This window comes from Variovorax sp. ZS18.2.2, assembly GCF_024701975.1.
Classification (GTDB): Bacteria; Pseudomonadota; Gammaproteobacteria; order Burkholderiales; family Burkholderiaceae_C; genus Variovorax.
The window spans coordinates 72,649-99,339 of the sequence record NZ_JANLNM010000007.1 but is presented as its reverse complement, the minus strand read 5'-3'; the positions used below and the strand labels follow the sequence as shown (position 1 = coordinate 99,339).

The window sequence follows — 26,691 nt, the reverse complement described above, 5'->3', positions numbered from 1 at the left end:
TGGAAGTAGGCAAAAGCTCCAGATTGAGCGGGCGGGCAGCCTCAAGTTCAACGAGGCGCGGGCGCAAGGGCCGGCTTTACACGCGGGACGCAGCAATTGCAGTGCCACATGGTGGCTGCGGCGGTCTACAGGGGCATGACAGCCCCCGGAGAACGGAGGAGGGGCGTGGTTTCAGGCGCGCTGCAGGGCGCGCGTGACCATGTCGTTGGGCGCGAGCCGCAGCAGGTGCGGCAGGAGGCCGATGGCCTTCTCGCGCTCGCCCGCGTGCAGCAGGCCGTTGGCGCACACCGAGAGCGTATCGGCCAGCTGCGGATGGTCGGGCGCCGTCTTCAGCAGGATGCGGCACAGCATGTCGGCATCGCCGAATTCGCGGATGCGCGCGAACCGGCGCGCGAGCCGCGCCATGTCGTCGGGCTTCAGGCGCAGGCCGGGCTTGGCCTGGTCGAGGTAGGTGCGGTAGCTCGCGTGCTGCAGGGCGATCGTCTCGGGGTCGGTGGCGGGCAGGCGGAAGATGCGGCGCGCGGCCTGGTGGAAGTCTTCGCTCGCGGGCTGCAGGCGTGCGGTGTTGAACCAGGCGCGCAGGGTGTCGGTGTCGCCGGGGCGCAGGGCCGCGGCGGCGCGCCACTCGGCGGCGGCCTGCTCGAACTTCATCGCGGCGCCCAGCCGGCGGGCGGCGGCCACGTGCGCATCGAAGCGGTCGTCGTCGTTCACCATTTCCGACTTCACCGTCTCGGGCGTCTTCACGCGGCCGAGCAGCATGGCGCCGGCCATCAGCGCGGCGCCGGTGAGCAGGCCACCCAAATGCGCCATGTAGGCAACGCCCTCGTCGGCGAGCCAGTGCTGCATCAGCTCGTTGACGATCCAGGCCGGCAGCAGGAGCAGGGCCGGCGCGCTGACGTAGTTGAAGTAGAAGAACAGCTGGTAGAAAAAGCGGATGCGCCGCAGCCGGTACATGACCGCGTACATGCCCATCAGCGCCGAGACCCCGCCCGAGGCGCCCAGCCCGAAGCTCCCCTTGCCCGCATAGGCCCAGGCCGCCAACGCCGAGGCGCCCACGCAGCCCAACAAGTAGAAGCTGAGGTAGGTGCTGCGGCCCAGCGCCAGCTCGACCGAGGCACCGAACAGGAAGAGGAACAGCATGTTGCCCAGCAGGTGACCGGTGCTGCCGTGCAGGAAGGCGGAGGTGATGAGGGTCCAGGGCTTGCTGAACCCGGCGTCCTTGGCGTAGTCCTGCGCCCATCGCTCGGTGAAGGGGGCGGGCAGCATCGACTCGTACTGCTGGCGGTCGCGCTTCCACTCGGCGTACTGCGGGTGGGCGGGCGTGATGATCTCTTCGGCCTTCAGCTTCTTCTGGAAGGCCCGGTCCTGTTCCATGGCCTGGATCAGCTGGTCGTAGGCCTCGGCCTTCAACATGCGCTCGCCCAGCTTGCCGCGCTTCGCGTCGGTCTTCTTCAGCCACTCCACGAAGGGCGGCAGTTCCAGCGCGGGCAGCGCGCTCTTCACGTAGTACTGGGCGGCGCGCTCGCGGCCGTTTTCCTCGCTGGTCTGCGGCCCCCACCAGACGATCATGTTCACGAGGATCAGCAGCACCGTCAGCCACGGTGGATTGCGCCAGCTCGGTTTGTTTTCGAGCGGGATGGCGTAGAACATGTGGTGCCTTCAGCGCGCCGAGGTTGCCGGCAGCGGGCGGCCGCCGCCGGGCTGCCCCAAGGCGAGCCGCGCCTCCCCCTCGGGGGGTGGAGTTACACGAGCGCAGCGAGTGAAAAGCCGGGGGGCCAACACGTTCAGCCGAGCCGCTTGCGGTGGCGCGCGATCTGCGACTTCACCTGAGCCGGCGCGGTGCCGCCCAGGATGTTGCGTGCGTTCAGCGAGCCGCGCAGGCTCAGCACGTCGTACACGTCCTTCTCGATGTTCGGGTTGAACTGCTGCAGCACCGCCAGCGGTAGCTCGGCCAGATCGACCTTGTGCGAGGTGGCGGCCTTCACGGCATGGGCCACGGTTTCGTGCGCGTCGCGGAAGGGCAGGCCCTTCTTCGTGAGGTAGTCGGCCAGGTCGGTGGCGGTGGCGTAGCCGCGCAGCGCCGCGGCTTCCATCGCCTCGGGCTTGACGGTGATGCCGCCGATCATCTCGGCAAAGATGCGCAGGGTGTCCTTGAGCGTGTCGACGGTGTCGAACAGCGGCTCCTTGTCTTCCTGGTTGTCCTTGTTGTAGGCCAGCGGCTGGCCCTTCATGAGGGTGATGAGCGCCATCAGGTGGCCGACCACGCGGCCGGTCTTGCCGCGCGCGAGCTCGGGCACGTCGGGGTTCTTCTTCTGCGGCATGATCGACGAGCCGGTCGTGAAGCGGTCGGCGATCTGGATGAAGCCGAAGTTCTGGCTCATCCACAGGATGAGTTCTTCGCTCATGCGGCTGATGTGGACCATGCAGAGGCTCGCCGCGGCGGTGAATTCGATCGCGAAGTCGCGGTCGCTCACGGCATCCAGGCTGTTCTGGCAGACGCCGTCCATGTTCAAGGTCTTGGCGACCAGTTCGCGGTCCAGCGGGTAGCTGGTGCCGGCGAGGGCGGCGGCGCCCAGCGGCAGGCGATTGACGCGGCGGCGCACCTCGCCCATCCGCTCGGCATCGCGGCTGAACATTTCCACGTAGGCCAGCATGTGGTGGCCGAAGCTCACCGGCTGGGCCACCTGCAGGTGGGTGAAGCCGGGGAGGATCACCTCGACGTTCTTCTCGGCGATGTCCACCAGCGCCTTCTGCAGTTCGGTGAGCAGGTCGCCGATGAGGTCGATCTCGCCGCGTAGCCAGAGGCGCACGTCGGTGGCCACCTGGTCGTTGCGGCTGCGGCCGGTGTGCAGGCGCTTGCCGGCATCGCCCACGAGCTGGGTCAGGCGCGCCTCGATGTTCAGGTGCACGTCTTCCAGGTCGAGCTTCCACTCGAAGGCGCCGGACTCGATTTCGCTGCGGATCTGCGCCATCCCACGTTCGATTTCGGCGTGGTCCTGCTTCTGGATGATCCCCTGGGCGGCGAGCATGCCGGCATGGGCGAGGGAGCCTTCGATGTCGGCCTGCCAGAGGCGCTTGTCGAAGAAGACGCTGGAGGTGTAGCGCTTCACCAGGTCGCTCATCGGTTCGGAGAAAAGGGCCGACCAGGCTTCGGATTTCTTGTCGAGTTGGTTTTGGGTCATGGGAGCCGTCCAGGAGGCAATAATGGGTTGGTCACCCGATGTAACTGTGATGTCTGCGATGCGCAACCCGGCGATTTTATCGGCCAGCTCTGGCTCCACGCCCCCGACGCCGTCGGAGAGGGCTCGCGTGCCCCTGCGCGGTGGGCCGTCGCTGTTCGATGCGTGCCAGATCGGGGTGGTGCTGCGCACCGTGGTGTTCGTCGAGGTGGTGGTGGCCATCGCCGCGCTCTTCGTGGTCTCCACGCCCGGCGAATGGCTGGTGCAGACCGCCACCGTCACCGGCGGCGCCTTGCCCGCCACGCTGCTCTGGCTGGTCACGGCCTGCGGGCTCAAGAAGCAGCTGCGGCGCCTGCCGCGCCAGTGGCAGTACGCGGCCGGTGCCGTGCTGGGCGCGCTGGCATCGCTCTATGGCTGCGGCCTCTTGCGCCTGACCGGCGTGCTCGCCAATGCGCCGTGGCTGGCCAGCGGACTGGCCGGCGCGCTCTTCGCAGGGCTGGTCATGACCGCGATGGCCCTGCGCGCACGCGGCCAGACGCCCGCCGCCACCACGGCCCGGCTCGAGGAGTTGCAGTCGCGTATCCGTCCCCACTTTCTCTTCAACACGCTCAACAGCGCCATCGCCCTGGTGCGCGAGGAGCCCGCCAAGGCCGAGACCATGCTCGAAGACCTGGCCGAGCTGTTCCGCCAGGCGCTGGCCGACCCGGGCGAATCGGGCACGCTGGCCGACGAGATTGCGCTGGCCGAGCGCTACCTGGCCATCGAGCAGGTGCGCTTCGGCGAGCGCCTGCGCATCCGCTGGGACCTCGACGCCGCCGCCAGCAACGCGCGCCTGCCGCCGCTCTTGCTGCAGCCGCTGGTCGAGAACGCCATCAAGCACGGTGTGGAGCCGAGTCCCGAGGGTGCCAAGCTGCGCATCCGCACCGAGCGGCGCGGCAGCATGGTCGTGATCGAGGTGGTCAACAGCCTGCCGCCGCTGCGCTGGGCCGACGAGCCGCTGCCGCGCGGCCACGGCATTGCGCTGGCCAACGTGCGCGACCGGCTGCGCCTGTTGCACGACATGCAGATGCAGTTCAGCGCCGGCATGGATCAAAAGAACTATCGGGTGCGCATCGCGATCCCCGCCGAATCATGACCCTCAAGACCCTGATCGTCGACGACGAAGCCCTGGCACGTTCCCGCATGCGCACCCTGCTGCGCGATTGCAGTTCGCCCGCCGCCGAGGTGGTGGCCGAGGCCTCGCAGGGTGCGGAGGCGCAGCAGCACCTGGCCACGATGGCGCTGGACCTCGTGCTGCTCGACGTGCACATGCCCGGCGTCGACGGCATCGAGGTGGCGCGTGCGCTGCGCAGCAACCCCGATGCGCCGGCCGTGGTGTTCGTCACGGCGCATGCGACGCACGCGGTCACGGCCTTCGAGCTCGACGCGGTCGACTACCTGACCAAGCCGGTGCGCGCCGAGCGGCTGCAGCAGGCATTGCAGAAGGCCGAGCGCTTCCTGAAGGAGCGCCGCGCGCTGCAGGCCGAGGCGGTGCCCGAGACCGTGCTGATCCAGGACCGCGGCCGCGCCGAGCGCGTGCCGCTGTCCGAGGTGCTGTACCTGAAATCCGAATACAAGTACCTCACCGTGCGCACCGCCACGCGCAGCCATATCCTGGATGGCTCGCTCAACGAGTTCGAGGAGCGCTATCCGAACCGCTTCCTGCGGGTGCATCGCAATGCGCTGGTCGCCCGCTCGGCCATCCGCGCGCTCGAGAAATACGATGACGGCGAAGACGCCGAAGGCTGGGCCCTGCGGCTCGATGCGATTCCCGAACCCGTCGCGGTGTCGCGTCGCCAGCTGGCCGCTGTGCGCGAAGTACTCAAGGAGGCGCGATGACCGAGGAAAAGAGTGCTCCGCCCGAGAAGCCCCAGGCCGCTGAAACCCCGGAGCCCGCGTCCGAGCCTCCGGCCACCGAAGCGCCCGAGCCGTCGCCTTCGCCTGCACGTGCGTCTGCTTCGGCGCCAGCGCCCGCAGCAGACGCCGACGACGCATCTCCCACCGAGACGCCCGCCGCGGCGCGCAGGCGCCTGCTGCTGCACATGCCGGTCGATGTGCGCAGCGCCTCGCTGGTGGTGCTCGCCGTGCTGGCCAGCGTCTTTGCGCTGCAGTGGGGCCAGGCGGTGTTCATTCCGCTGATGCTGAGCCTTTTGCTGACCTACGCGCTGTCGCCGCTGGTCGAGATGCTCCACCGCTGGCACCTGCCGCGCTGGATCGGCGCCGCGTTCATCCTCGTGGGCCTGTTCGGCGGCATCGGCTGGACGGGTTATTCGCTGTCGGCCAATGCATCGCAGCTGGTCGATTCGCTGCCGGTCGCCGCGCAGAAGCTCGGGCAGGCCATGCGCCGCGACAAGGGCGCCAGCGCCACGCCGCTCGAAAGCGTGCAGCAGGCCGCCGCGCAGCTCGAGAAAGCCGCGGAGGAGAACTCCGCGCGCGTCGCCTCGCGGCGCGGCGTGGCCCGCGTCATCATCGAGCGGCCCGGCTTCAACGTGCGCGACTACCTGCTCAGCGGCACCGTCGGCCTGTTGAGCGCGCTGGGGCAGCTCACGCTGGTGGCCTTTCTGACCTACTTCGCGCTGTGCTCGGGCGACACCTTCCGCCGCAAGCTCATCAAGATCACCGGGTCGAGCCTGCAGAAGAAGAAGGTCACGGTGCATGTGCTGGACGACATCACCCGCAACATCGAGCGCTACCTGCTGGTGCAGATTTTGGTCAGCGTGGTGGTGGGGCTGACGACCGGGCTGGCGTTCTGGGTCATCGGCGTGGAGAACGCGGCCGTCTGGGGAATCATCGCGGCCGTGACCAACCTCATTCCCTACATCGGCTCAGTGATCGTGCTGGTGGCGGCGGGGCTGGTGGCGTTCCTGCAGTTCAACAGCCTGCAGATGGGCGTATTGGTGGGCGGCATATCGCTGGCCATCCACACGGTCGTGGGCAACCTGCTGATGCCCTGGCTCACCAGCCGAACCAGCCGCATGAACCCGGTGGCGGTGTTCGTGGGCGTGATCTTCTGGGGCTGGCTCTGGGGCATCTGGGGGCTGCTGCTGGGCATTCCGATCACGATGGTGATCAAGTCGATCTGCGACCGTGTGGAAGACCTGCAGCCCATCGGCGAACTGCTGGGCGAATAGGGGCGCTCAGCCCGGCTGCGCCTTGCCGCGCACCGCTTTTTTCACCGGCAGCTTCTTCACGAACGTGTCGGCCGCATCGAGCGATTTGCCGTCGTGCGTGCGCAGGTCGAGCTTGCGCACCGGCTTGCCGCTGTCGCGCTCGAGCAGCACCGAGTGCGCCTCGCCCTTGCCGTAGAGGTGTTGCTCGCCCCAATGCCTGAGACCCACCACCACGGGGAAGAGGCCGTTGCCCTTGGGGGTGAGAACGTACTCCTGGTACATCGTGCCGTCCGATGCGGGCACCAGCGCGAGCACGCCTTCGTGCACCAGGTTCTTCAGCCGGTCCGCGAGGATGTTCTTCGCCACGCCCAGGCTCTGCTGGAATTCGCCGAAGCGCTTCATGCCGTCGAACGCGTCGCGGATGATGAGCAGCGACCACTGGTCGCCGACGATGTCGAGCGAGCGCGCCATCGGGCAGGTGTCTGATTTGAGGCTTCGTCTCTTGGCCATGGCCCGTATTAGACCGGGGATGGCCTTTCGGTGGCAAATGAAAACCTGAATGCCTGCAACGCAACCGATGGCATCGAATTTCCGTAAGGTGCGCGGCATGCCCTACCTCCAGCTCGACGTGAACGGCCGCCACGAAGTGGCCGACAAGAAGCGCCTCGCGCGCAAGCTCTGCGAAACCTATGCGCAACTGATGAGCGTGGACATCCGCCGCATCAGCGTCGCGATCCGCGAGGTGGGCGAAGGCGGCGTCTGGCGCATGGTGGACGGCGAGGCCACCGAGGTGTCGGTGCTCATGTGCGACATCCGGCGCGGCCGCTCCGCCGAACTGCGGCTCGAAGTCGCGAAGGCCCTGTGCCGCGATTGCATCGAGATACTGGGGCTGCGTGAAGACCGGCTCAATGTCGAATTCACCCAGCATTCGGGGGATGAGATGTACCACCCGACGCTGGGGGGCTACAGCCCGGAGTGGTCGGAGGACGAGGCCGGCTGACCGCCGGGATGCATCGGTTCAGCGCGATGCCAATGCACGCTGGCCGTTGTGATCCGGCGGGACAAGCCGGTCAACAAGGCCCTGCGCGTGGTGCTCGATGCGATCGCGGCGGCAGGCAGGAAGGCTGCGGGACCAGTCACTCGGGCAAGGTAGCCAGCACCGGACCACCGCGCGCCCGGCCCAGCGTTCCGACGATCAGCGCGGCGATCAGCACAAGAACGCCGCTGAGCACCATCGCGCTGGAGATGCCGAAGTTGTCGACCGTGAGGCCGCCGATCAGCGCGCCCGAGGCGATCGCCACCTGGAAGCCGCTCACGAGCAGCGCCTGGCCGGCTTCGGGGGCATCGGGCACGGCTTCCATCATCCAGCCGGTGAGCGCCACCGGGATCAGGCCGAAGGCCACGCCCCAGATGAAGACCACGACCGCGCCGGGCACGAAGCCGCTGCCGATCAGCGTGGACAGCAGCAATGCCGTCGCCAGCATCAGCGCCGCCAGCAAGGTGGTGCCGCGCACGCTGCGCGCCACCAGGCTGCCGCCGACGAAGGTGCCGATGAAGCCGACCGCGCCGTAGACCAGCAGCAGCATCGACACCGCGTTGGGGTCCAGGCCGAACACCTGCTGCAGCAGCGGCTTGAGATACGTGTAGGCCGCGAAATGGCCGGCGATGAAGAACAGCACCGCGAGCAACCCGACCTGCGCCATGCGGCGCGTGAGCGGCGTGAGCAGGTCGCGCGCACCGATGGCGCGCACCGGCGGAATCGCAGGCAAGAGCCACAGCTGCACCAGCAGCACCACCGCGGCGAGCGCACCCGTCACCGCGAACGAAGCGCGCCAGCCGAAGAGCGTGCCGAGGAACGAGCCCGCGGGCACACCGAGCACCGTGGCGGCCGACACGCCGGCCAGCACCAGCGACATGGCGCGCGCCTTCGAGGCATCGGGCACCAACTGCGTGGCAGCAGCCGGTGCGAAGGTCCAGAAACCACCCACGCACAGGCCCAGCAGCAGGCGCGCGACGAGCATCGTGGCGAAGTTGGGTGCAAAGGCCGCGAGCAGGTTCGAGGCGATCAGCAAGGTGGTGAGCGCGATCAGCACGGTGCGCCGGTCGAGCTTGCCCGACGCGACGATCAGCGCCGGCCCGGCGAAGGCGGCGAGCACGCCGGGCATCGTGATCATCAGGCCGGCCGTGCCGTCGGAGACGTTCAGGCCGCGCGCGATGTCGGTGAGAAGGCCGATGGGCATGAACTCGGTCGAGACCATGGCGAAGGTGCCGACGGCAATGGAGCTGACCGCGAGCCAGGCGGAGCGGGTCGTCTTGACCTGTTCGGGCGACGACGACAGGTCGTCGATGCAGGGCGTGCTGCTGGGTGCATTCATCATGGGAGGGGTCCTGGGGCGCATCGGCGAAGCGCGTGCCGATGCTTGTTGCGGGAGTCCAGGGAGTTTGGGAGCTGACTGCCGCGCGACAAAGAGGGCTCGCGGCAGTAGTCAGTTTCCCTTCAGCGAACAATCGACCCTTTTTTGCTGTCGAGAGCGTGACTGCCGCCTTGGTGATGGCTATCGCCACCCGACGGTGCTACGTGGGTTGCAGCACCCGGCCGTCGGCCACGAACAGGTCGTCGACCAGCACGCGAAATTCCGCATCGGGTGCAAAGCGCGGCAGGGCCAGGTCCGGCGAGAGGAATTCGATGTCGATCGTGTGCGGCTCGCCGCGCGCCAGCGCCTCGCCCTGCGGCACGATCCATCGGGCCGAGAAGCCTTCCTTGTCGATCACCAGCGCGCCGCGGTATTCCCCGGCGCCCAGCGGCACATCGTGCACCGGCAGTGCCGCCGGCCGCAGCGTGAGCGCGACCCGCCGATGCAGCGTGAACGCGCCCCGCGCATCGAAGCTCGCGGGCTCGGCCTGCACGGGCCGGGGCGCGCGGCGCGGCAGCTTGCCGATGAGCCACGCGATCACGTTGCCGATGATCGGCACCCACAGCACCATCAGCAGCGTGGCGATGTCGCGGGTGGTCGTGCCGCGCTCCGCGTAGTGCCGCACCACCGCCCCCGTGACCGCCACGCACAGCAGGATGATGACGATGAGCTTGCGGCGGAACTGGATCTTGGTCATGGAGGTGCGGATGAGAGAGGCCCGCGGACCTTAACCCACCCGCAGCACCGCATCCGCCGGCAGCGCCTGCCAGTCGATCCACTCGCCCACCGCCACATGGTGCGTCGGCGTCGCCGCGACCTCGGGCGTGCCCCACTGCAGCGTGAGGCTGCGCCCACCGAGCCGCAGGGCGATCTCGAAGCCCGGCCAGTGCGCGGGCACGTGCGGCGTCAGCGAGAGCTGCCTGCCCTTCACGCTCAACCCCAACAGCGTCTCGACGGACGCGCGGTGCAGCCACGCGGCCGATCCGGTGTACCAGCTCCAGCCGCCCCGGCCCACGTACGGCGCGGCGCCGTAGATGTCGCCCGCCATCACGTAGGGCTCCAGTTCGTAGGCCGGCCCGCGTTCCGCGTGCGCCGCACGGTGCGCCGGGCTCAGCCCCTCGAAGCTCTGCCATGCCGCTTCATGGTCGCCCTGCAGCGCCTGCGCCATCAGCGCCCACACCGCACCGTGCGAGTACTGCCCGCCGTTTTCGCGCACGCCCGGCGGGTAGGCCTGGATGTAGCCGGGGTTGTTGGTCGAGTGCGCGAAGGGCGGTGTCAACAGGCGCAGGAGGCCCGCGGGCTCGTCGTGCAGATGCTTCTTCACGGCGGCCATCGCCGGGCCGGTGTGCGCCGCGTCCGAGGCGCCCGAGAGCACCGACCACGCCTGCGCGATCAGGTCGATGCGGCATTCGTCGTTGGTCGACGAGCCCAGCGGCGCGCCGTTGTCGAAGAAGGCGCGGCGGAACCATGCGCCGTCCCAGCCCGCATCGTGCAGCGCGGCGATCCAGCCGCGGCGCGCTTCGGTCCAGCGTGCCGCGCGCTCGTGTTCGCCGCGTGCTTCCGCGATCGGTGCGTAGTGCTCGACCACGCTGCACAGGAACCACGCGAGCCACACCGATTCGCCGCGGCCTTCGTTGCCCACGCGGTTCATGCCGTCGTTCCAGTCGCCCGTGCCCATCAGCGGCAGGCCGTGCACGCCGGTCTTCAGGCTGCGGTCGATGGCACGAGCGCCGTGGTCGAACACGGTGGCCGTGCGGCCGTTGTTCTGCGGCGCGTAGTAGGCGTCTTCGGCGCCATCGGGAATCGCCGGCCCTTCGATGAAGCCGACCACCTGGTCGAGCAGCGAGGCATCGCCGGTCACTTCGACGTAATGCGCCGTCGCGAACGGCAGCCACAGCAGGTCGTCCGAGAAATGCGTGCGCACGCCGGCACCGCCGGGCATGTGCCACCAGTGCTGCACGTCGCCCTCGGGGAACTGGCGCGCGGCGTTGACGAGGATCTGCTCGCGCAGCCGCGCCGGATCGGTGAGCGCGAAGGCCATCGCATCCTGCAGCTGGTCGCGGAAACCGAAGGCGCCGCCCGCCTGGTAGAAGCCGGCCTTCGACCAGAGCCGGCAGGCGAGCGTCTGGTAGATGAGCCAGCGGTTGACCATCGCATCGAACAGCGGATCGGGCGTGCGCACCGTGAGGCGGCCGAGCAGTTCGTCCCAGAAGCCGCGCACCTGCGCCAATGCTTCAGGCACGTCGCGCTGCCGCCAGCGGTGCGCCAGGTCGAGCGCGGCCTCGGCGGTGTCGGCATGGCCCAGCACGAAGGTGAAGGTGGCGGTCTCGCCCGCGCCGACGACGAACTCGCCGCCGATGGCCGCGCAGGCATCGAGCCCGCTGCCCGCGCGTCGCGCGAGTGTCTCGGGTACCTCGACGATGCCGTGGCCTGCGAAGAACTCGTTGCGGTCGCAGGTCCATTGCGTCGCCCCGGGCAATCCGGCAAGCAGCAGGAAGGCCGTGCTCCCGCCGAAGCCCGCGCCCGATTCGCGCTGCTGACCGAACACCGCCGGCTGGTCTTCCGGCTTCCAGCAATGCACGGTGCGCCTTTCGCCGCGCGCCGCGCCCATCTGCCACTCGACCATGCCGAGCGCGCGCAGCCGCCGCTGGCCCGCGCCCTCGTTGTGCACGCGCACATGCACCAGCTTGACGGCGTCGTCGCGGTCCGCGAAGAAGGTGGTCTTGAGCGTCAGGTTGCGCAGCCGGCATTCGAAGACTGTGTAGCCCTGGCCATGCCGCACGCGGTGGCGCACGGCTTCGGAGCCGCTCGCGCCCTGGCCGGCCGGCGTGAGCGGCAGCAGCTCGCGCGTGGCCAGGTCCTGCAGCAGGTAGTGCTCGAAGGCGGGGTCCTGCACCGGGTCGTTCGACCACGGCGTGACCTGGTGCATGCGGCTGTTGCCGGCCCAGGTGAAGCCCGAGCCCCACTCGGACACCTGGAAGCCGAAGTTCGCGTTGGCAATCACGTTGACCCAGGGGCGCGGCGTGCGGTTGTCCATGTCGACGTCGAAGCGGAACTCGCCGCTCTCCGCGTCGAAGCGGCCGGCGGGCGCCGTCATCGGCGTCGTCGCGGGTTGCGCAGATTGGGCCGCGGCCGAGCGCATCAGGAGCGGCGTGCGCTGCGGCACCGGCGCGCTGCTGTCGTCGGCAATCGTCGGGCTGCGCGCTTCGTGCAACACGGCCACCTGCACTTCGAGCGCGCGCCCGTCGGCCGTGAACACCACGCGCGCCAGGCTGGAGAGCGCAGCCTTCTCCGACGGCGCCACCTCGTGGTCGCGCAGCAGGTAGAAGCCGGCCGTGTCGTTGCGCGGAAAGCTGTTCTGGGTCTGCTGCTGCACGCGGGTGCGCAGGGTCTCGATCTCGCGCTGCAGCGGCATCAGGTACGAATTGGGCTCGCTGTTGAGCACCACCAGGTCGCAGGCCACGCCGCCGAAGCCCCACCACGGCTGCGCGCGCAGCAGCGTGTTGATGAGCCCCATGCCGTTCATCGAATGGATGTAGACCAGCACGATGGGCTTGTCGCCCGAGATGCCGAAGCGCCAGATCTGCCGCAGGTCGATGAGCCCACGGTCCTTCATCACGCGCGGCGTGGTGTAGGTGAGGATGGTCGTGAGGTCCTGCAGCGCGAGGTTCTGCGCGGGCGCGATGCTCAGGTCGCGCAGCCGCACCTGCGCCAGCGTGGCGGCCATGCGCGTGGCGCGCTCCACGTGCATCGGCTGCAGGTAGCGGTCGATGCTGGGCATCAGTGCCTCGATGCTCTCGTCGGCGGCGGTCGCGAAGCTCAGTCGCGCGGTGGCGCCGGGTGCGATCGACAGGCGCACGCGCAGGCACGCGATGGGGTCCAGGCCATTCACCGGCGTGCCGTTGATGTGCAGCGGCTGGGCATCGAGCGCGGGGCTCGCGAGCGAGCGGTTGCGGCCGATGAAGGCGCGCCGGTCGGTCATGCAGTCGATGGAAAGCACATGCGCATCGACCGAGGCGACGAAGTGCGCGGCAGCCACCACCGGGTCGCCGTGCAGCCGGGGCTTGCGCGACATCAGGAGCGCACGCCATGCGGGTTCCCAGCGCGACTCGACGAACAGGTTGGCGAAGGCCGGATGCGCCTCGTCGGCCTTGGGGTTCGAGAGCACCGGTTCGAAGTACGAAATGAGCTCGAGCGTGCGCGTCTCGTCGCCCGAGTTGTGCAGCGTGATGTTGCGCAGCTCCGTATCGTCCTCGGGGCTGATCAGCACCGTGGTGCGCACCTGCAGGCCGGGGCCGGCCGCGTCGAACTGCACCTGGTCGGCGAGGAAGCGGGTGCGGTAGAGCCAATCGGCGCCGGGCGCGGGCAGGGCGGTGAGCGAGGTGAGTTCGCGCTGTCCCTCGTCGCGGATGTAGAAGAAGGTGCCGTGGCTGTCGCGCAGCGGGTCGTCGCGCCAGCGCGTCACGTTGAACGAGCGCCAGCGGCTCACGCCCGCGCCGTTGGCGCGCAGCGCCACCGTGTAGCGGCCGTTCGAGAGCAGGTGCGTGGGCTGGAAGCCGGCCGCCATCGGATCGACCAGGCGCGGCTGGAACAGCGGCGCGAGTTCGGTCTGGCTGGGCTCGGGCGGCGTGCGCGGATCGGCGCTGCCGATGATCTGCCGCGGCGTGCGCTCGTGCAGCAGCGATTCGTGCGCCTGCACCAGCGCGGCGCTGCCGAACCAGCGGCGCGGCCCGTCGGCGCACAGCACGTTGCACAGCGCCACCAGCGACATGCCCTGGTGGTGCGCCATGAAGTTGCGCACCACGGTGAACTCCTGCCCCTCGGCCTGGCGCGAGGTGGTGAAGTCCACCGCGTCGTGAAAGCCGAACTCGCCGCGCGCGCCGAGCGATTCGAGCCGTTCGAGATTGGTCACCGCTGCTGCGGGGGCCAGCAGCGCAGCCATCACGCTCGCGTAGGGCGCCAACACGCGGTCGGTGGGCGGTGTGCGGCGCAGCGCGAGGCGCGGCACGCCGAAGGGTGAGTACTGATAGGCGAGCGAGTGGTCCTGCGCGAAGTAGGCCGATTCCGAAACGCCCCACGGCAGGTTCTGCGCGCGGCCGAAGGCTTGTTGCTCGGCGATGGCCGCGCTGTTGGCGACCTGCAGCAGGCCGTCTTCTGGCTCGGACATCACGAGCGCCGGCATCAGGTACTCGAACATCGAGCCCGACCACGACTTGAGGCTGGGCGCGAAGCCCACGAGCAGGAACGGCCGGCCCAGCGCCATCCAGTGGCGGCGTGGCACATCGCCCTTGGCAATCGCCAGAAAGCTCAGGAGACGCGATTCGGAGGCCAGCAGGTCGTAGTAGCTCGCGTCGAGCACGTTCTCCTCGACGCGCAGGCCGATGTGGAACAGGTGCCGCTTGGCGTCGTAGAGGCCGCTGAAATCCATGCCGGCGTGCAGCGCGTCGCAGCGTTGCGCGAGCGCTTCGAGCGCGGGTGCTTCGTGGCTCTCGCAGCCCTCCTCTGAAAAGGCGCGGCAAGCCTGCGCCACCGCCACGAGGTGGCCCGCGAAGTTGCCGCTGTCCACGCTGGAGACGTAGTCCGGCGGCAGCGGCTTGAGCGTCTGCGTGTCGTACCAGTTGAACAGGTGGCCCTGGTGCTTCTGCATGCGGTCGACGGTGTCGAGCGTGGCGCCGATGCGGGCGAGCAGCGCGGCGGTGTCGATCCAGCGGAACTCGCGCGCGCAACACGCCGCCAGCAGGTACATGCCGATGTTGGTCGGCGAGGTGCGATGGGCGATGGTGGGCTGCGGCTCCAGCTGCAGGTTGTCGGGCGGCAGGTGGTTGTCGTCGGGGCCGACCACATGCTCGAAGAACCGCCAGGTGTCGTGCGCCAGCTTTTCGAGGTAGCTGCGCTGTTCGGCATTCAGCAGATCGGGCACCTCGGCATCGACGCGGCTGCTCCACCACGCGGCGACAGGCGCGAGCGCCCAGACGACGAACAGCAGCGGGCCGATCACCGGGTACGCGCTCCAGTGCGCCGCGATGGCGAGCGCGAGGCAGACCACGCTGCTGAAAGCGCCCCCGCGCAGGAACGGCAGCAACTGCTGGCTGGACTGCGCCTGCGCCTGCGCGGCGGTGGTCCATTGCAGCAGGTGCTTGCGACTCACGACCAGCCGCCACGTCGCGAGAAACGCCGCGTCGAGCAGCAGCCGCGTCTGCGCTGCCAGCTGCACGAACTGCCAGGCCGCCCCGGACATCGCGCGCAGCAATTCGACCGCGCCCACATCGAAGAAGTGGCGCAACTCGATGGCGCGCCGCGTCGGCACCAGCCCGGCCAGCGCGCCGAGCAGCGGCCCGAGCGTGAGCGCCGAGCCGACGGCTGCCAACGCCCAGCCGAGCGGCATGGCCTGCGTAAAGATCACGAGCACCAGCAGCGCGAAAGAGGCGGGCACCACCTGCGAGCGGCGCAGGTTGTCGCCCATCTTCCAGAGGCCGAGCGCATCGATGCCGAAGCGCCGCGCGCGCCACATCAGCGGCAGCAGCTGCCAGTCGCCGCGCACCCAGCGGTGCACGCGCGAGGCGGCCACGCCGGCGTGGTGCGGATGGTCTTCGATCAGCACGACGTCGCTCACCATCGCGCAGCGCGCGACCGTGCCTTCGAGCAGGTCGTGGCTCAGCACCGCGCTGTCGGGGATGCGCTGGTTCAGCGTGGCGTGGACCGCGCGCACGTTCAGGAGGCCCTTGCCGGTGAAGGAGCCGCTGCCGAACACGTCCTGATAGATGTCGGAGGCGCCACTGCCGTACGGGTCGAGCCCGCACTGGCCGGCGAACATCCAGTGGAAGAGCGAGCGCTCGTTGCGCATCGGAAACGGCGTGACGATGCGCGGCTGCAGGATGCCGAAGCCCGCGACGACGCGGCGGCTTTGCGCATCCACCTCGGGTGCGTTGAGCGGATGCGCTGCGATCGAGACCAGGTCGCGCAAGGCGCCGGGCGGCAGGCCCGTGTCGCTGTCGAGGGTCAGCACATAAGGCGTGCGGCCGGGGGCGAGTTGCTGGCCCGGCGCGAGCGGCAGGAAGCCGCTGGCATCGCCGCTCGCCAGCAGGCGCATCAGCATCTCTAGCTTGCCGCGCTTGCGCTCCCAGCCCATCCAGCGCTCTTCGGTGTCGCTCCAGGTGCGCGGGCGATGCAGCACGAGGAAGCGCGGCGCGGCGCCGTCGGCTGCGGGGTACTTCGCGTTGAGCGCGGCGATGCGCTCGATGGCGTCGGCTAGCAGCGGTGCGTCTTCGGGCAGCGAGGCCAGCGGGGCGTCGGCCCAGTCGGTCAGCAACGCGAACTGCGCATGCTGCTCTCGGTTGGCGAGCCAGTGCAGTTCGAGGCGGTGCGCAAGCTGTGCGTTGCTCGCAGTCGAGGTCAGCAAGGTGGGAATGACGACGAGCGCGCGGTGCCGCTCGGGAATGCCGGTCGCGAAGTCCAGGCGCGGCAGGGCCTGCACGCGCACCGACTCCGCCATGATCCGCTGCGCCAGCGCGATCAGCGCCTCGGAGAGCGGCCATGCGAGCAGCACCAGTGCGACCACGGTGGTCCAGTCACCGCGGTGCGCGAGGCCGCGCGCCACGGCGAACAGCAGCAATGCGGTGCCCACGGCGACGGCCGACAGGTACACGGGCAGGCGCCAGCTGCGATGGCTCCCCGGCGACCGGCCATGAACCGCGCGGCCGTTGCGGCCCGCCTGCCCGTCGGACGCCAGTGCGGCGATCAGCGCCGGGCGGCCTTGTCCGAAGAGGTAATAGCCCGCGGTGCCGTCGGCACGGTCGGTTTCCGCCGCGGCATCGTCGGCCGGCGCGCTCGCGGCCATGCGCACCACGGCCTCGGCCACTTCGCGCTCGGGCTGTTCGGTGTCGCGCGCCACCCGCTCCATCGCATGCGTGATCTGCTGGCGCGTGCGTTCGCTTTCGCTCGCAAAGCTGGGCAGTTCGCGCAGCACACGCAGCGACCGGCTGACCGGCTCGATCAGGTCGCTCCACTCGACCTGGCCGATCATGCGCAGCGTGGTGATGATGTTGCCCACCGTGAGGTTGGCGGCCGCTTGCGCGTTCTGCGCGTCGTTGATCAGCGCCGGGCCGTTGGGGCAGTGCTGCTCGGTCCAGCGCACGAGCGCGGGCATGTTCTCGCCGTGCTCGACCGGCAGTCGCTGCCAGAGCTGCGTGAGGTAGTTGTCCTGCAGGCCGTGGCTCTGCAGCGCGCGGTAGAGCACGTCGAGGTCCTGCGCCGAGAGATGCGGCGCGGCATCCCAGGCGGCATGCGCGATTTCGCGCGCGACCTTGTTCTCGGCAATGCTCTCGGCCACGCGGCGCAGGTTTTCGAGCAGCACCACGCGCAAGGTGGTGGGCAGCGCCCAGAGTTCGCCGAGCGTGAGTTCGTCGATGTCCTGGTAGGCGTTGAGGAAGGCGGTGAACAGCGTCTTGTTGAGCACGCTGTCGGTGTGCGCCACATAGGCCCACGCAATGCCGTACACGCGCGGCAGGCCCGCGAGCGGGGGCGTCGCCAGCTTGGGCAGGCGCGCGTAATAGCTGCGCGGCACGCCGTCGTGAATCTGCTGGAGCTGCGCCTCGACGAGGTGGAAGTTGTCGAGCAGCCATTCGGCCGCCGGCGACACATAGCGCCCGCTCTGCGAGATCCGCGCGATGTAGTCGAAGGCGGCGCGCAGCGACTCGAGGTTTTCGTCAACGCGCGGAAAGAACGGCGCGCCTTCGCCGGCGCGGCGGCGGTCTTCTTCCACCACCTGCGCGCGCGCGAGGCTGTGGCCATGCTGCTCGAAACGTTGGGCGCCGAAGAGTTCGGCGCGGATCGGAAGGGCTACCGGGTCATGCGGACCCAGAAGCAGGGTCCGGGCGTAGTGACTGAGCCCCTGGAGGCGGTCGACGACGGCTGCGGCGCTCAAGCGATCGCAAAGAGACCGATGACTAGAACCGCGGCCATGCAGGCCATCGTGACGATGCGGCCCGCAGCGAGTGCGCGCACACGTTGCATGTGGCTTCGCACCGAGAACCATCGGCCGTGGGCGCGCGCGCAGTGGCGCATGTGGGAAGCCAGGGCTTCGAAATCGTCGTTGACGAAATCGACTTGCGAATGGGTAAGGGACTGCGGGACGGACATTGCAACGGGCTCCTGTGAAACGACTTCGAGCTGCCGCGCGATTGCGAGAACTGTGAACGTATCCGACCGTACCTGTTTAATTGACCTTACGGGTTCCTCATTGGCGCCTATTCACGTAGGAGAGGGCGCACAAGGCGCCCTCTGTCTTTGGTGGCCGAAGCCTAATCAGCCCGTGTTGCGCAGACCCGCCGCCACCCCGTTGATCGAAATGTGAATCCCGCGCTGCAGCCGCTCGCCGCCATCACCTGCGCGATAGCGCCGCATCAATTCCACCTGCAGGTGATGCAGCGGATCGATGTACGGGAAGCGATGCCGCACCGAGCGCTGCATCTCCGCATTGCCCTCGAGCCGCTGCTTGGCGCCCGTGATGAGCGTGAGCGCGTCCGAGGTGCGATGCCATTCGGCATCGATCATCGAGAACACCTTCTGGCGCAGCTTGCGGTCGGTCACCAGTTCGGCGTAGCGCGAGGCCAGCGCGAGGTCGCTCTTGGCGAGCACCATGTCCATGTTCGACAGCAGCGTGCGAAAGAACGGCCACTGCGCGTACATGCGCTGCAGCAGTGCCACGCGTTCCTTCTTGCCCGCGGCGTTGCCGGCCGCGGCGAGGAACTGCTCCACGCCCGAACCGAAGCCGAACCAGCCCGGAATCGTGAGCCGGCACTGGCCCCAGCTGAAGCTCCACGGCACCGCGCGCAGGTCGTCGATCTTGTGGCTCGGGTTGCGCGATGCGGGGCGCGATCCGATGTTGAGTTCGGCGATCTCGCGGATCGGCGTGGAGCCGAAGAAGTAGTCGCCGAAGCCGGGGGTCTCGTACACCAGCTTGCGGTACGCGGCCATGCTCGCGCTCGAGAGTTCACCCGCGGCCGAGAGAAAAGTGGCGGGCGCCGACTTGCCCTGCGGCAGCAGCGTGGCCTCCAGCGTGGCGGCCACCAGCGTCTCCAGGTTGCGCCGGCCGATCTCGCGGTTGGCGTACTTGGAGCCGATGACTTCGCCTTGCTCCGTGAGACGGATCTGGCCGCGCACCGTGCCCGGCGGCTGCGCGAGGATCGCCTGGTAGCTCGGACCGCCGCCGCGTCCGACCGTGCCGCCACGGCCATGGAACATGCGCAGGCGAATGGGGTTGGCCTTCTTCTTGTTGAGCTCGTCGAAGAGCGACACAAGCGCGATGCCTGCGCGGTACAGCTCCCAGTTGCTGGTGAAGATGCCGCCGTCCTTGTTGCTGTCGCTGTAGCCGAGCATCACGTCCTGCTCGGCGCCCGAGCGCTCGATCAGTGCCTGGATGTTCGGCAGCGCATAGAAGGCGCGCACGATCGGCGCGGCGTTGCGCAGGTCTTCGATGGTCTCGAACAGCGGCACGACGATCAGGTCGCACACCGCGTTGGTCGCCATCGCGCCACGCAGGAGCCCCACTTCCTTTTGCAGCAGCAGCGCTTCGAGCAGGTCGCTCACCGTTTCGGTGTGGCTGATGATGTAGTGGCGGATGGCCGCGGCGCCGTAGCGCGCCCGCGCGGTGCGGGCGGCGGCGAAGATGGCCAGTTCGCTTTTCGCGAGCGGCGAATAGTCGGCATCGGGCACGCGCAGCGGACGCGCGTCATCGAGCAGCTTGAGCAGCAGCGTCTGTTTGGCCTCTTCGGCGAGCGACGCGTAAGACGGCTCGATGCGCGCGGTGGCGAGCAGCTCGGCGATCACCGCCTCGTGCTTGTCGGAGCTTTGGCGCAGGTCGACCGTGGCGAGATGGAAGCCGAACACCTCCACCGCGCGGATCAGCGGACGCAGCCGCTGTGCCGCGAGCACGCTGCCGTGCTTTTCGTCGAGCGACTCTTCCACGGTGCGCAGGTCGGCAAGGAATTCTTCGGCCTTGGTGTACGGGTTCTGCGGCGCGACAGCATGGCGCGCGGCCTCACCGCCGGTGAGTTCGCGCAGCGTGGCTGCAAGGCGCGCGTACACGCCGGTGAGCGCACGGCGATAGGGCTCGTCCTTGCGGTGTTCGTTGGTATCGGGCGAGCGTTCGGCCAGGCCCTGCATCTCGACCGACACATCCACCAGTGTGGCCGAGAGCGAGAGTTCGCCGCCCAGGTAGTGCACTTCGGTGAGGTAGTGGCGCAGCGCCAGTTCGCACTGGCGGCGCAGCGCGTACTCGAGCGTTTCGGCGGTGACGTTGGGATTGCCGTCGCGATCGCCGCCGATCCACTGGCCCATGCGCAGGAAGGTCGCGACCGACGGCGTGGCGCCGCCGTGCGCCAGCGCATTCTCGAGATCGGCGTAGACACGCGGAATCTCGCGCAGGAACGTGGCTTCGTAGTAGCTCAGCGCGTTCTCGATTTCGTCGGCCACCGTGAGCTTGGAAAAGCGCAGGAGGCGCGTCTGCCAGATCTGGGTGACGCGGGTGCGCATCTGCGTTTCGTTGTCGGCGAGTTCGATGGGCGAGAGCGCGTCCTTGCCGCCGGCGTAGGCGTTCTGGCGCAGCCTGATCTCGTCGCGCGCGGTGAGCAGCAAGGCAATCGCGCGCTCGGCGTCGAGGATGCTCTTGCGCTGCACTTCAGTCGGGTGCGCGGTGAGCACGGGCGACACATAGCTGTGGGCGAGCGAGGCGACGATCTCGTCGGGCTTCACGCCGGCCTTGCGGATGCGGGCGAGGGCGGTCTGCAGGTCGCCGTCGGCCAGCACGCCTTCGCGATCGGCCTCGGTGCGGCGGCGGATCTGGTGGCGGTCTTCCGCGAGATTGGCCAGGTGGCTGAAATAGGTGAAGGCGCGGATCACGCGCACCGTTTCGGCGGCGCTCAGGCCCTTGAGCAGGTTCTTGAGCGCGCGGTCGGCCGCATGGTCGGCGTCGCGGCGAAAGGCCACGGACAGGGTGCGGATCTTTTCCACCAACGCATAGGTTTCGTCTCCTTCCTGCTCCCGGATCACGTCGCCGAGGATCCGGCCCAACAGCCGGATGTCGTCGATCAGTGGCTGGTCTTCGGCCTGGCGGCGCTTGGGGAGGGCAGGGGTCTTGCTGGCTTTCATTCGATGTTGTTCCTGGGGACTTGAATGGACGCGCCGCCTGCGTTGCTGCGGCGCAACATGCTAGCATTCCGGCGTCTGAAAACATGTACTTTTTGGGAGCGGTCTTGAGCAATATCGTGATCGCAACGCGCGAAAGCCGGTTGGCCCTTTGGCAAGCCGAACACGTGCAAGCGCTTCTGCAAGAACGAGGCCACACGGTCAGCCTGCTGGGCATGACGACCCGGGGCGACCAGATCCTCGACAAGAGTCTGAGCAAGGTCGGCGGCAAGGGCCTTTTCGTCAAGGAACTCGAAACGGCAATCGAAGACGGTCGCGCCGACATCGCGGTGCATTCGCTCAAGGATGTGCCGATGGACCTGCCAGAAGGCTTCGTCCTCGCCTGCGTGCTGGAGCGCGAGGACCCGCGCGATGCGCTGGTCTCCCCCCGCTATGCCTCGCTCGACGAACTGCCGCATGGCGCGGTGGTCGGCACCTCCAGCCTGCGCCGCGTGGTGCTGCTCAAGGCCAGGCGGCCCGACGTGCGCATCGAACCGCTGCGCGGCAACCTCGACACGCGCCTGCGCAAGCTCGACGAAGGCCAGTACGACGCGATCATCCTGGCCGCCGCGGGCCTCAAGCGCCTCGGCCTCGGAGACCGCATCCGCGTGGCCTTCGAACCCGACGACATGCTGCCGGCCGCAGGGCAGGGCGCACTGGGCATCGAGGTGCGCGCCGACCGCAAGGACCTGATCGAGTTGCTCGCGCCACTCGCGCACCGGGGCGACTGGCTCTCGACCGCCGCCGAACGCGCAGTGAGCCGCGCGATGGGTGGCAGTTGCTCGATGCCGCTCGCGGCGCATGCCCGCTGGCAGGCCGATGGCGCGTTGCGCATCGATGCCGCCTGGGGCGATCCCGAAGGCAATGCGCCGCTCGTTCGCGTTCAGGCGCAGGCCGACGTCGGTGACTTCGCACGCGCCGACGCGCTCGGTGAACACGCCGCCGCGTTGCTGCGCGACGCCGGCGCCCACTGAAATCCGTGGTCATCAGATGACTGTGCGGCCCGTCATCGTCACGCGGCCCGCACGCGAGGCGGTGCAATGGGTCGACGACCTGCGAGCCGCCGGCCTCGATGCGGTGGCGCTCCCATTGATCGTCATCGAGCCGGTCCACGATGCCGAGCCGCTGCGCGCGGCCTGGCGGCGCATCGAAGACTACGCCGCGCTGATGTTCGTCAGCGCCACGGCGGTCGAGCATTTCTTCCTGAGCAGGGACGCGGATTCATCCGACGAGGCGATGGCCGGCCGCCGCTTCTGGGCCACCGGGCCCGGCACCACGCGCGCCCTGCTGCGCGCCGGCGTGCCGCCCGAAGCCATCGACGCCCCGCCGCCCGAGGCCACGCGCTTCGACTCCGAAGCGCTGTGGGAGCGCGTGCAGGCGCAGGTGTCGGCCGGCGTGCGCGTGCTCATGGTGCGCGGCGGCGATGAAGCAGGGCAGCCCACTGGCCGCGACTGGCTGGCCAAGGAGATCGATGCGGCGAGCGGCCATCGCGACACGGTGGTGGCCTATCGCCGATTGCCGCCGTTGTTCGATGTCAGACAACATCAGCTCGCCATCGATGGTGCGCAAGGCCGTGCGATCTGGCTCTTCAGCAGCTCGGAGGCGATCGCCAATCTCCAGTGCGCGATGCCCGGCACCGACTGGCACGCCGCAAGCGCGGTCGCCACCCATGCACGCATCGGCGAAGCCGCGCGGGCCGCGGGTTTTGGTGCGTTGCGTGTCTGCACACCCCTGCGGGATGCGTTGATCGCGTCGATAGAATCGTTGGCATGAGCGCCGCGTCCCCGTCAGACGACATTTCTCCTTCTTCTCCCACTGCCGCAACGGCGCCGGTGCCCGCCACGTTGGCGCCGCACCAGACGCCCGCCGCCATGGCGGCCGCGGCAACCCTGCTGTCCCGTATCGGCCTGGGCCTCCTCACTCTCATGGCGCTGGTCGCATTGGTGATGACCATCGCGCTGTGGAACAAGGTCAGCGGCATGAAGGAGCAACTGGCACGCCAGAGCGCCGAGGCCACTGCGCAGTCGATGGAAGCGCGCACGCTGGCGCGCCAGGCCAGCGACACAGTGCGCGATGCCGCGGCCCGCGTGGCCCTCATCGAAACCCGCGTGGCCGAAGTCGCGCTGCAGCGCTCGCAGCTCGAAGAGCTGATGCAGAGCCTGTCGCGCTCGCGCGATGAAAACCTCGTGGTCGATATCGAGTCGGCCGTGCGCCTCGCCCTGCAGCAGGCGCAGGTCACCGGCAATGTCGAACCCCTGCTGGCCGCACTGAAGGCCGGCGACCTGCGCATCTCGCGCGCCGCGCAGCCGCGGCTCGCACCGCTGCAGCGTGCCATGCAGCGCGACGCAGACCGTCTCCGCAGCAACTCGAGCGTCGACAGCGCCGAGGCGCTGCAGAAGCTCGACGAACTGATGCGCAACGTGGACGACCTGCCCACGATCAACGCGGTGGCGGTGCGCGGCACGGGTGTCAACGCCTGGCAGCCCGAACCGATTCCGGCCGATGCGCCGTGGTGGCGTCGGGCGCTGCTCACGGTGCGCGGTGAAGCGCGTTCGCTGGTGCGCGTCGGCCGCATCCAGAGCCCGGAGGCGATCCTGCTGGCGCCCGAGCAGACCTACTTCCTGCGCGAGAACCTCAAGCTCAAGCTGCTCAATGCACGCCTCTCGTTGCTGTCGCGCCAAGTCGATGCCACGCGCACCGAACTGGCCCAGGTGGGCGCATCGCTCAACCGCTACTTCGACCCCGCATCGCGCCGCACGCAGGCAGCCGCCACGCTGCTGCAGCAACTGCAGGCGCAGGTGAAGACCACCGAGCCGGCACGCGTCGACGACACGCTCGCGGCGCTCGCTACCGCGGCCGCGGGACGCTGAACCGGTCATGCGCGCTGCAATCTGGCTCCTCGCGCTGTTCGCCGTCGCTGCGGCAGTCGCTCTTTTCGCGGGCAACAACCAGGGCACGATCACGGTGTTCTGGCCGCCGTGGCGCGTCGATCTGTCGCTGAACCTCGTGCTCGTGATCCTGCTGGGGACCTTCGTGCTGTTGCACGTCGCGTTGCGCGCGCTGGCCGCGTTGTTCTCGCTGCCGACGCAGGCGCGCCAGTGGCGCCTCCAGCAGAAGGAACGCACGCTGCACGCGGCGCTGCTCGATGCGATGGTGCAGCTGATTGCCGGCCGCTTCTCGCGCGCACGCAAGGCGGCGCAGTCTGCGCTGGTGCAGGAAAAGACACTGGCCGCGCTCGATGCGAACCTGCCCCAGGCGCAGCAGGTGCGCGTGCTGTCGCATTTGCTGGCTGCCGAGAGCGCGCAGGCTTTGCAGGACAAGCCGGCACGCGACGCGCATCTTCAACAGGCGCTCAACGAAAGCGTCGACCGCACATTGCTTGCGAGCCCCGAGACACGCGAAGGCGTGCAACTGCGCGCCGCGCGCTGGGCGCTCGAAGACCGCGATGCGGCCGCGGCGCTCGCCCGGCTCGAAGAACTCCCGCAAGGCGCGCAGCGGCGCACGCTGGCCCTGCGCCTTCGCCTGAAGGCGGCACGCCAGGACCGGCGCACGCTCGAAGCCCTCGAAACCGCCCGCCTGCTGGCCAAGCACCGCGCCTTCTCGGACGCGGCAGCGCAAAGCATCGTGCGCGGCCTCGCGACCGAGCTGCTGTCGGGCGCGCACGACCCGGCGCAGCTGATGCGCGCCTGGTCCGAACTCGACAGCAACGAGCGCCAGATGCCCGAGGTGGCGATCCACGGCGCGCAACGCATGGTGCTGCTGCACGGCGACCTCGCACTCGCGCGCGGCTGGTTGCTGCCCGCCTGGGACCGCATGGTGGCGAACCCGCGCGCCCTCGGCGATGCGCTGCGCGTCAAGCTGGCGCGCGCGCTCGAAGCGGGGCTCGACTCGGTGGACGCCGACTGGCTGGCCCGCATCGAAAGCGCGCAGCGCAACAACCCGCGCGACGCGAACCTGCAGTACCTCGCCGGCATGGCCTGCATGAAGCGCCAGCTGTGGGGCAAGGCGCAGCAACTGCTGACGCAGGCAGGGCTCGCGTTGCAGGACGCAGAACTCTATCGCCGCGCCTGGCTCGCACTGGCCGAACTGGCCGAAGCGCGCGAGGATGCCGAGCAGGCCGCCGCTGCGTGGAAGCGCGCGGCACAAGCGCCCAGTACTTGATCTGATTCAGGGGCAAGCGCCCGAAGCCTGCACCGACGGCCTGCGGCTGCCGAAGATCGCGAAGCTGATCGCCGCCAGCACCCAGATGCCGGCGGCGCCATAGAGCATCACCAGCCCGAAGCCGTGCACCAGCGCCGCATGGACGATCGCACCGGAGGGATCGAGCTGCGCCAGTGCCGGAAAGCCCTGCGCGAGCGCGGCGAAATTGCCGGCCGCGATCTTCTCCGCGAGTGGGCGCAACTGCTGCGCGTCGAAAGACGCGGGCAGGGCATTCCTCAGCGACGAGAAGATGCCCTCGAGCAGGATGAACCCCATCAGCGCGATGTTGACCGCCAGCGTGATCAGCCGCGCACTCATGTCGATGCCCGACGCCATGCCCGCGCGGTTGCTGGGCACGGAGCCGGTCGTGGTGTTCGTTACCGGCGTGTTGGTCAGGCCGAGGCCGATGCCGGCCAGCAGGCAGCCGGGCAGCATCGTCATCCAGCTCGCATGCGCTGCGCTGCTGCCGTAGCGCATCGCGAAGAAGCCCACGCCGATCACGAACATGCCCAGCGGAATGACCGCGCCCGGCCGCCAGCGCAGCGAGAGGCGCTCGGCCAGCGGCGGCATCAGCAGCGTGGGCAGCGTGTAGGCCAGCAGGGCCGACCCGGCGGTGACCGCGTCGTAGCCCAGGCCGCTCTGGAAGTAGATCGGCAGGTAGATCATGAACGGCCAGAAGCTGAAGTTCATGCCAATGGAGCCGAGGATCGCGCCCGAGAAATTGCGGATGCGGAAGACCGAGAAGTCGAACATCGGGTGGGGATTGATCTTTTCGACCCACAGGAACACCGCGAAGCTCGCGGCCGACGCGGCGACGATGCCGAGCCCTAGCGGGCTCGTGAAACCGAGGTCCGCCCCCTGCGTGATGAACCAAGTGAGCCCGAACACCGCCAGCGACAGCGTGACGATGCCCGGCAGGTCGAGGCGCTTCGCATGCGGGTCGCGCGACTCCTCGATGCTGCCCAGCACGAGCGCCAATGCGAGCACGCTCAGTGGCACATGCACCAGGAAAACCCATTCCCAGCTCGCCAGCGCCGCGATGGCGCCGCCGATGATCGGCCCGAAACCCAGGCCCATGCCGAAGACCACGCCCCAGATCGCGAAGGCCTTGCTGCGCTCGCGTCCCTCCTGGAACTGGTGCGACAGCACCGCGAGCTGGCAGATCAGCATCACGCCGCCGCTCAGGCCCTGCAGGAAGCGGCTCGCGATCAGCACCGGCGCGCTCTGCGCGATACCGCAGACCAGCGAGGTGACGCCGAACAGGACGATGCCGACCACAAGGATGCGCTTGCGGCCGTAGCGGTCGGCCAGCGTGCCGGCGGCCATCAACACCGTGGTGCAGGCGATGGTGTAGGCGTTCATGATCCACTGCATGTCCTTGAAGTCGCCGTGCAGGACTTTCTCGAGTGTGGGCAGGATCACCGGCACGCTGGAGATTTCCAGGCCGAACATGAGGGCGACGAGGCAGACCGCGGCGAGGGCAATGCGGTTCTTGCCGGCGTGGGAGAGAGGCATCGAAAGGCTTTCGGAAATCAGGTCCGGGCCATTCTGTGGAATGCGTCCTCA

Annotated in this window: 17 protein-coding genes; 8 read left to right on the top strand and 9 right to left on the bottom strand. The window is 68.9% G+C overall.

The annotated features are described in order from the left end of the window. Positions 1–171: 171 nt before the first annotated feature. Complete coding sequence (locus NU688_RS24290) at positions 172–1,650, bottom strand: rhomboid family intramembrane serine protease (RefSeq protein ID WP_257863384.1); 1,479 nt, start codon at positions 1,648–1,650, stop codon at positions 172–174. A 134-nt stretch (positions 1,651–1,784) separates the two neighbouring features. After that, positions 1,785–3,182: an argininosuccinate lyase gene (argH, locus tag NU688_RS24285; protein WP_257863383.1), complete on the bottom strand. Its 1,398-nt coding sequence runs from the start codon at positions 3,180–3,182 to the stop codon at positions 1,785–1,787. A gap of 22 nt (positions 3,183–3,204) precedes the next feature. On the opposite strand from argH, the gene NU688_RS24280 reads away from it, so the two are divergent. Genes NU688_RS24280 through NU688_RS24270 form a run of 3 tightly spaced genes read left to right on the top strand, consistent with a single transcriptional unit; the run spans position 3,205 to position 6,349 of the window. Further along, entirely contained in the window at positions 3,205–4,314 is a 1,110-nt protein-coding gene (locus NU688_RS24280) for a sensor histidine kinase (RefSeq protein ID WP_257863382.1), read from the top strand. Further along, positions 4,311–5,057 carry a LytTR family DNA-binding domain-containing protein gene (locus NU688_RS24275; protein ID WP_257863381.1) on the top strand — a complete coding sequence of 249 codons (747 nt, stop codon included), beginning with the start codon at positions 4,311–4,313 and terminating at the stop codon, positions 5,055–5,057. The genes NU688_RS24280 and NU688_RS24275 overlap by 4 nt, the downstream gene beginning before the upstream one ends. Beyond that, positions 5,054–6,349 (top strand): AI-2E family transporter, encoded by a 1,296-nt coding sequence (locus NU688_RS24270; RefSeq protein WP_257863380.1) that lies wholly within the window; start codon positions 5,054–5,056, stop codon positions 6,347–6,349. The genes NU688_RS24275 and NU688_RS24270 overlap by 4 nt, the downstream gene beginning before the upstream one ends. A 6-nt stretch (positions 6,350–6,355) precedes the next feature. Here the strand turns inward: NU688_RS24270 and NU688_RS24265 are convergent, their stop codons facing one another. Beyond that, entirely contained in the window at positions 6,356–6,838 is a 483-nt protein-coding gene (locus NU688_RS24265) for a helix-turn-helix domain-containing protein (protein ID WP_257863379.1), read from the bottom strand. A gap of 97 nt (positions 6,839–6,935) precedes the next feature. Here NU688_RS24265 and NU688_RS24260 point away from each other — a divergent pair, with 97 nt between their 5' ends. After that, positions 6,936–7,328, top strand: a complete 393-nt coding sequence (locus NU688_RS24260; RefSeq protein WP_257863610.1) for a tautomerase — start codon at positions 6,936–6,938, stop codon at positions 7,326–7,328. Positions 7,329–7,464: 136 nt separating this feature from the next. On the opposite strand, the gene NU688_RS24255 is transcribed toward NU688_RS24260, so the two are convergent. The 5 genes from NU688_RS24255 to ppc form a co-directional block, all read right to left on the bottom strand. Next, positions 7,465–8,706 (bottom strand): MFS transporter, encoded by a 1,242-nt coding sequence (locus tag NU688_RS24255; protein WP_257863378.1) that lies wholly within the window; start codon positions 8,704–8,706, stop codon positions 7,465–7,467. A 196-nt stretch (positions 8,707–8,902) separates the two neighbouring features. Next, the gene (locus NU688_RS24250; RefSeq protein WP_257863374.1) at positions 8,903–9,439 is read right to left on the bottom strand and encodes a hypothetical protein; all 537 of its coding nucleotides are present in this window, start codon (positions 9,437–9,439) and stop codon (positions 8,903–8,905) included. Positions 9,440–9,469: 30 nt separating this feature from the next. Further along, entirely contained in the window at positions 9,470–17,665 is an 8,196-nt protein-coding gene (locus NU688_RS24245) for a GH36-type glycosyl hydrolase domain-containing protein (protein ID WP_257863373.1), read from the bottom strand. Beyond that, positions 17,662–17,880 (bottom strand): hypothetical protein, encoded by a 219-nt coding sequence (locus tag NU688_RS24240; RefSeq protein WP_257863372.1) that lies wholly within the window; start codon positions 17,878–17,880, stop codon positions 17,662–17,664. The genes NU688_RS24245 and NU688_RS24240 overlap by 4 nt, the downstream gene beginning before the upstream one ends. A 165-nt stretch (positions 17,881–18,045) precedes the next feature. Then, positions 18,046–20,889 (bottom strand): phosphoenolpyruvate carboxylase, encoded by a 2,844-nt coding sequence (gene ppc / locus NU688_RS24235; RefSeq protein WP_257863371.1) that lies wholly within the window; start codon positions 20,887–20,889, stop codon positions 18,046–18,048. Between the two features lie 83 nt (positions 20,890–20,972). Here ppc and hemC point away from each other — a divergent pair, with 83 nt between their 5' ends. From hemC to NU688_RS24215, 4 genes are read left to right on the top strand one after another with little or no spacing between them, the layout of a single operon-like run. Continuing rightward, positions 20,973–21,899 (top strand): hydroxymethylbilane synthase, encoded by a 927-nt coding sequence (hemC, locus tag NU688_RS24230; protein ID WP_257863370.1) that lies wholly within the window; start codon positions 20,973–20,975, stop codon positions 21,897–21,899. A gap of 16 nt (positions 21,900–21,915) precedes the next feature. Further along, entirely contained in the window at positions 21,916–22,698 is a 783-nt protein-coding gene (locus NU688_RS24225; protein WP_257863369.1) for a uroporphyrinogen-III synthase, read from the top strand. Then, entirely contained in the window at positions 22,695–23,795 is a 1,101-nt protein-coding gene (locus NU688_RS24220) for a uroporphyrinogen-III C-methyltransferase (RefSeq protein WP_257863368.1), read from the top strand. The genes NU688_RS24225 and NU688_RS24220 overlap by 4 nt, the downstream gene beginning before the upstream one ends. Positions 23,796–23,802: 7 nt before the next feature. Beyond that, positions 23,803–25,086 (top strand): heme biosynthesis protein HemY, encoded by a 1,284-nt coding sequence (locus NU688_RS24215; RefSeq protein ID WP_257863367.1) that lies wholly within the window; start codon positions 23,803–23,805, stop codon positions 25,084–25,086. 6 nt (positions 25,087–25,092) lie between these two features. Here NU688_RS24215 and NU688_RS24210 read toward each other — a convergent pair whose 3' ends face one another. Then, positions 25,093–26,640 (bottom strand): MFS transporter, encoded by a 1,548-nt coding sequence (locus NU688_RS24210; RefSeq protein ID WP_257863366.1) that lies wholly within the window; start codon positions 26,638–26,640, stop codon positions 25,093–25,095. Positions 26,641–26,691: the final 51 nt, after the last annotated feature.

Excerpts from the sequence above, each read along its gene's own strand:
- NU688_RS24290 (WP_257863384.1), bottom strand. The coding sequence starts at position 1,650 with ATGTTCTACGCCATCCCGCTCGAAAACAAACCGAGCTGGCGCAATCCA.
- argH (WP_257863383.1), bottom strand. The coding sequence starts at position 3,182 with ATGACCCAAAACCAACTCGACAAGAAATCCGAAGCCTGGTCGGCCCTT.
- NU688_RS24280 (WP_257863382.1), top strand. The coding sequence starts at position 3,205 with ATGGGTTGGTCACCCGATGTAACTGTGATGTCTGCGATGCGCAACCCG.
- NU688_RS24275 (WP_257863381.1), top strand. The coding sequence starts at position 4,311 with ATGACCCTCAAGACCCTGATCGTCGACGACGAAGCCCTGGCACGTTCC.
- NU688_RS24270 (WP_257863380.1), top strand. The coding sequence starts at position 5,054 with ATGACCGAGGAAAAGAGTGCTCCGCCCGAGAAGCCCCAGGCCGCTGAA.
- NU688_RS24265 (WP_257863379.1), bottom strand. The coding sequence starts at position 6,838 with ATGGCCAAGAGACGAAGCCTCAAATCAGACACCTGCCCGATGGCGCGC.
- NU688_RS24260 (WP_257863610.1), top strand. The coding sequence starts at position 6,936 with ATGCCCTACCTCCAGCTCGACGTGAACGGCCGCCACGAAGTGGCCGAC.
- NU688_RS24255 (WP_257863378.1), bottom strand. The coding sequence starts at position 8,706 with ATGATGAATGCACCCAGCAGCACGCCCTGCATCGACGACCTGTCGTCG.
- NU688_RS24250 (WP_257863374.1), bottom strand. The coding sequence starts at position 9,439 with ATGACCAAGATCCAGTTCCGCCGCAAGCTCATCGTCATCATCCTGCTG.
- NU688_RS24240 (WP_257863372.1), bottom strand. The coding sequence starts at position 17,880 with ATGTCCGTCCCGCAGTCCCTTACCCATTCGCAAGTCGATTTCGTCAAC.
- ppc (WP_257863371.1), bottom strand. The coding sequence starts at position 20,889 with ATGAAAGCCAGCAAGACCCCTGCCCTCCCCAAGCGCCGCCAGGCCGAA.
- hemC (WP_257863370.1), top strand. The coding sequence starts at position 20,973 with ATGTACTTTTTGGGAGCGGTCTTGAGCAATATCGTGATCGCAACGCGC.
- NU688_RS24225 (WP_257863369.1), top strand. The coding sequence starts at position 21,916 with ATGACTGTGCGGCCCGTCATCGTCACGCGGCCCGCACGCGAGGCGGTG.
- NU688_RS24220 (WP_257863368.1), top strand. The coding sequence starts at position 22,695 with ATGAGCGCCGCGTCCCCGTCAGACGACATTTCTCCTTCTTCTCCCACT.
- NU688_RS24215 (WP_257863367.1), top strand. The coding sequence starts at position 23,803 with ATGCGCGCTGCAATCTGGCTCCTCGCGCTGTTCGCCGTCGCTGCGGCA.
- NU688_RS24210 (WP_257863366.1), bottom strand. The coding sequence starts at position 26,640 with ATGCCTCTCTCCCACGCCGGCAAGAACCGCATTGCCCTCGCCGCGGTC.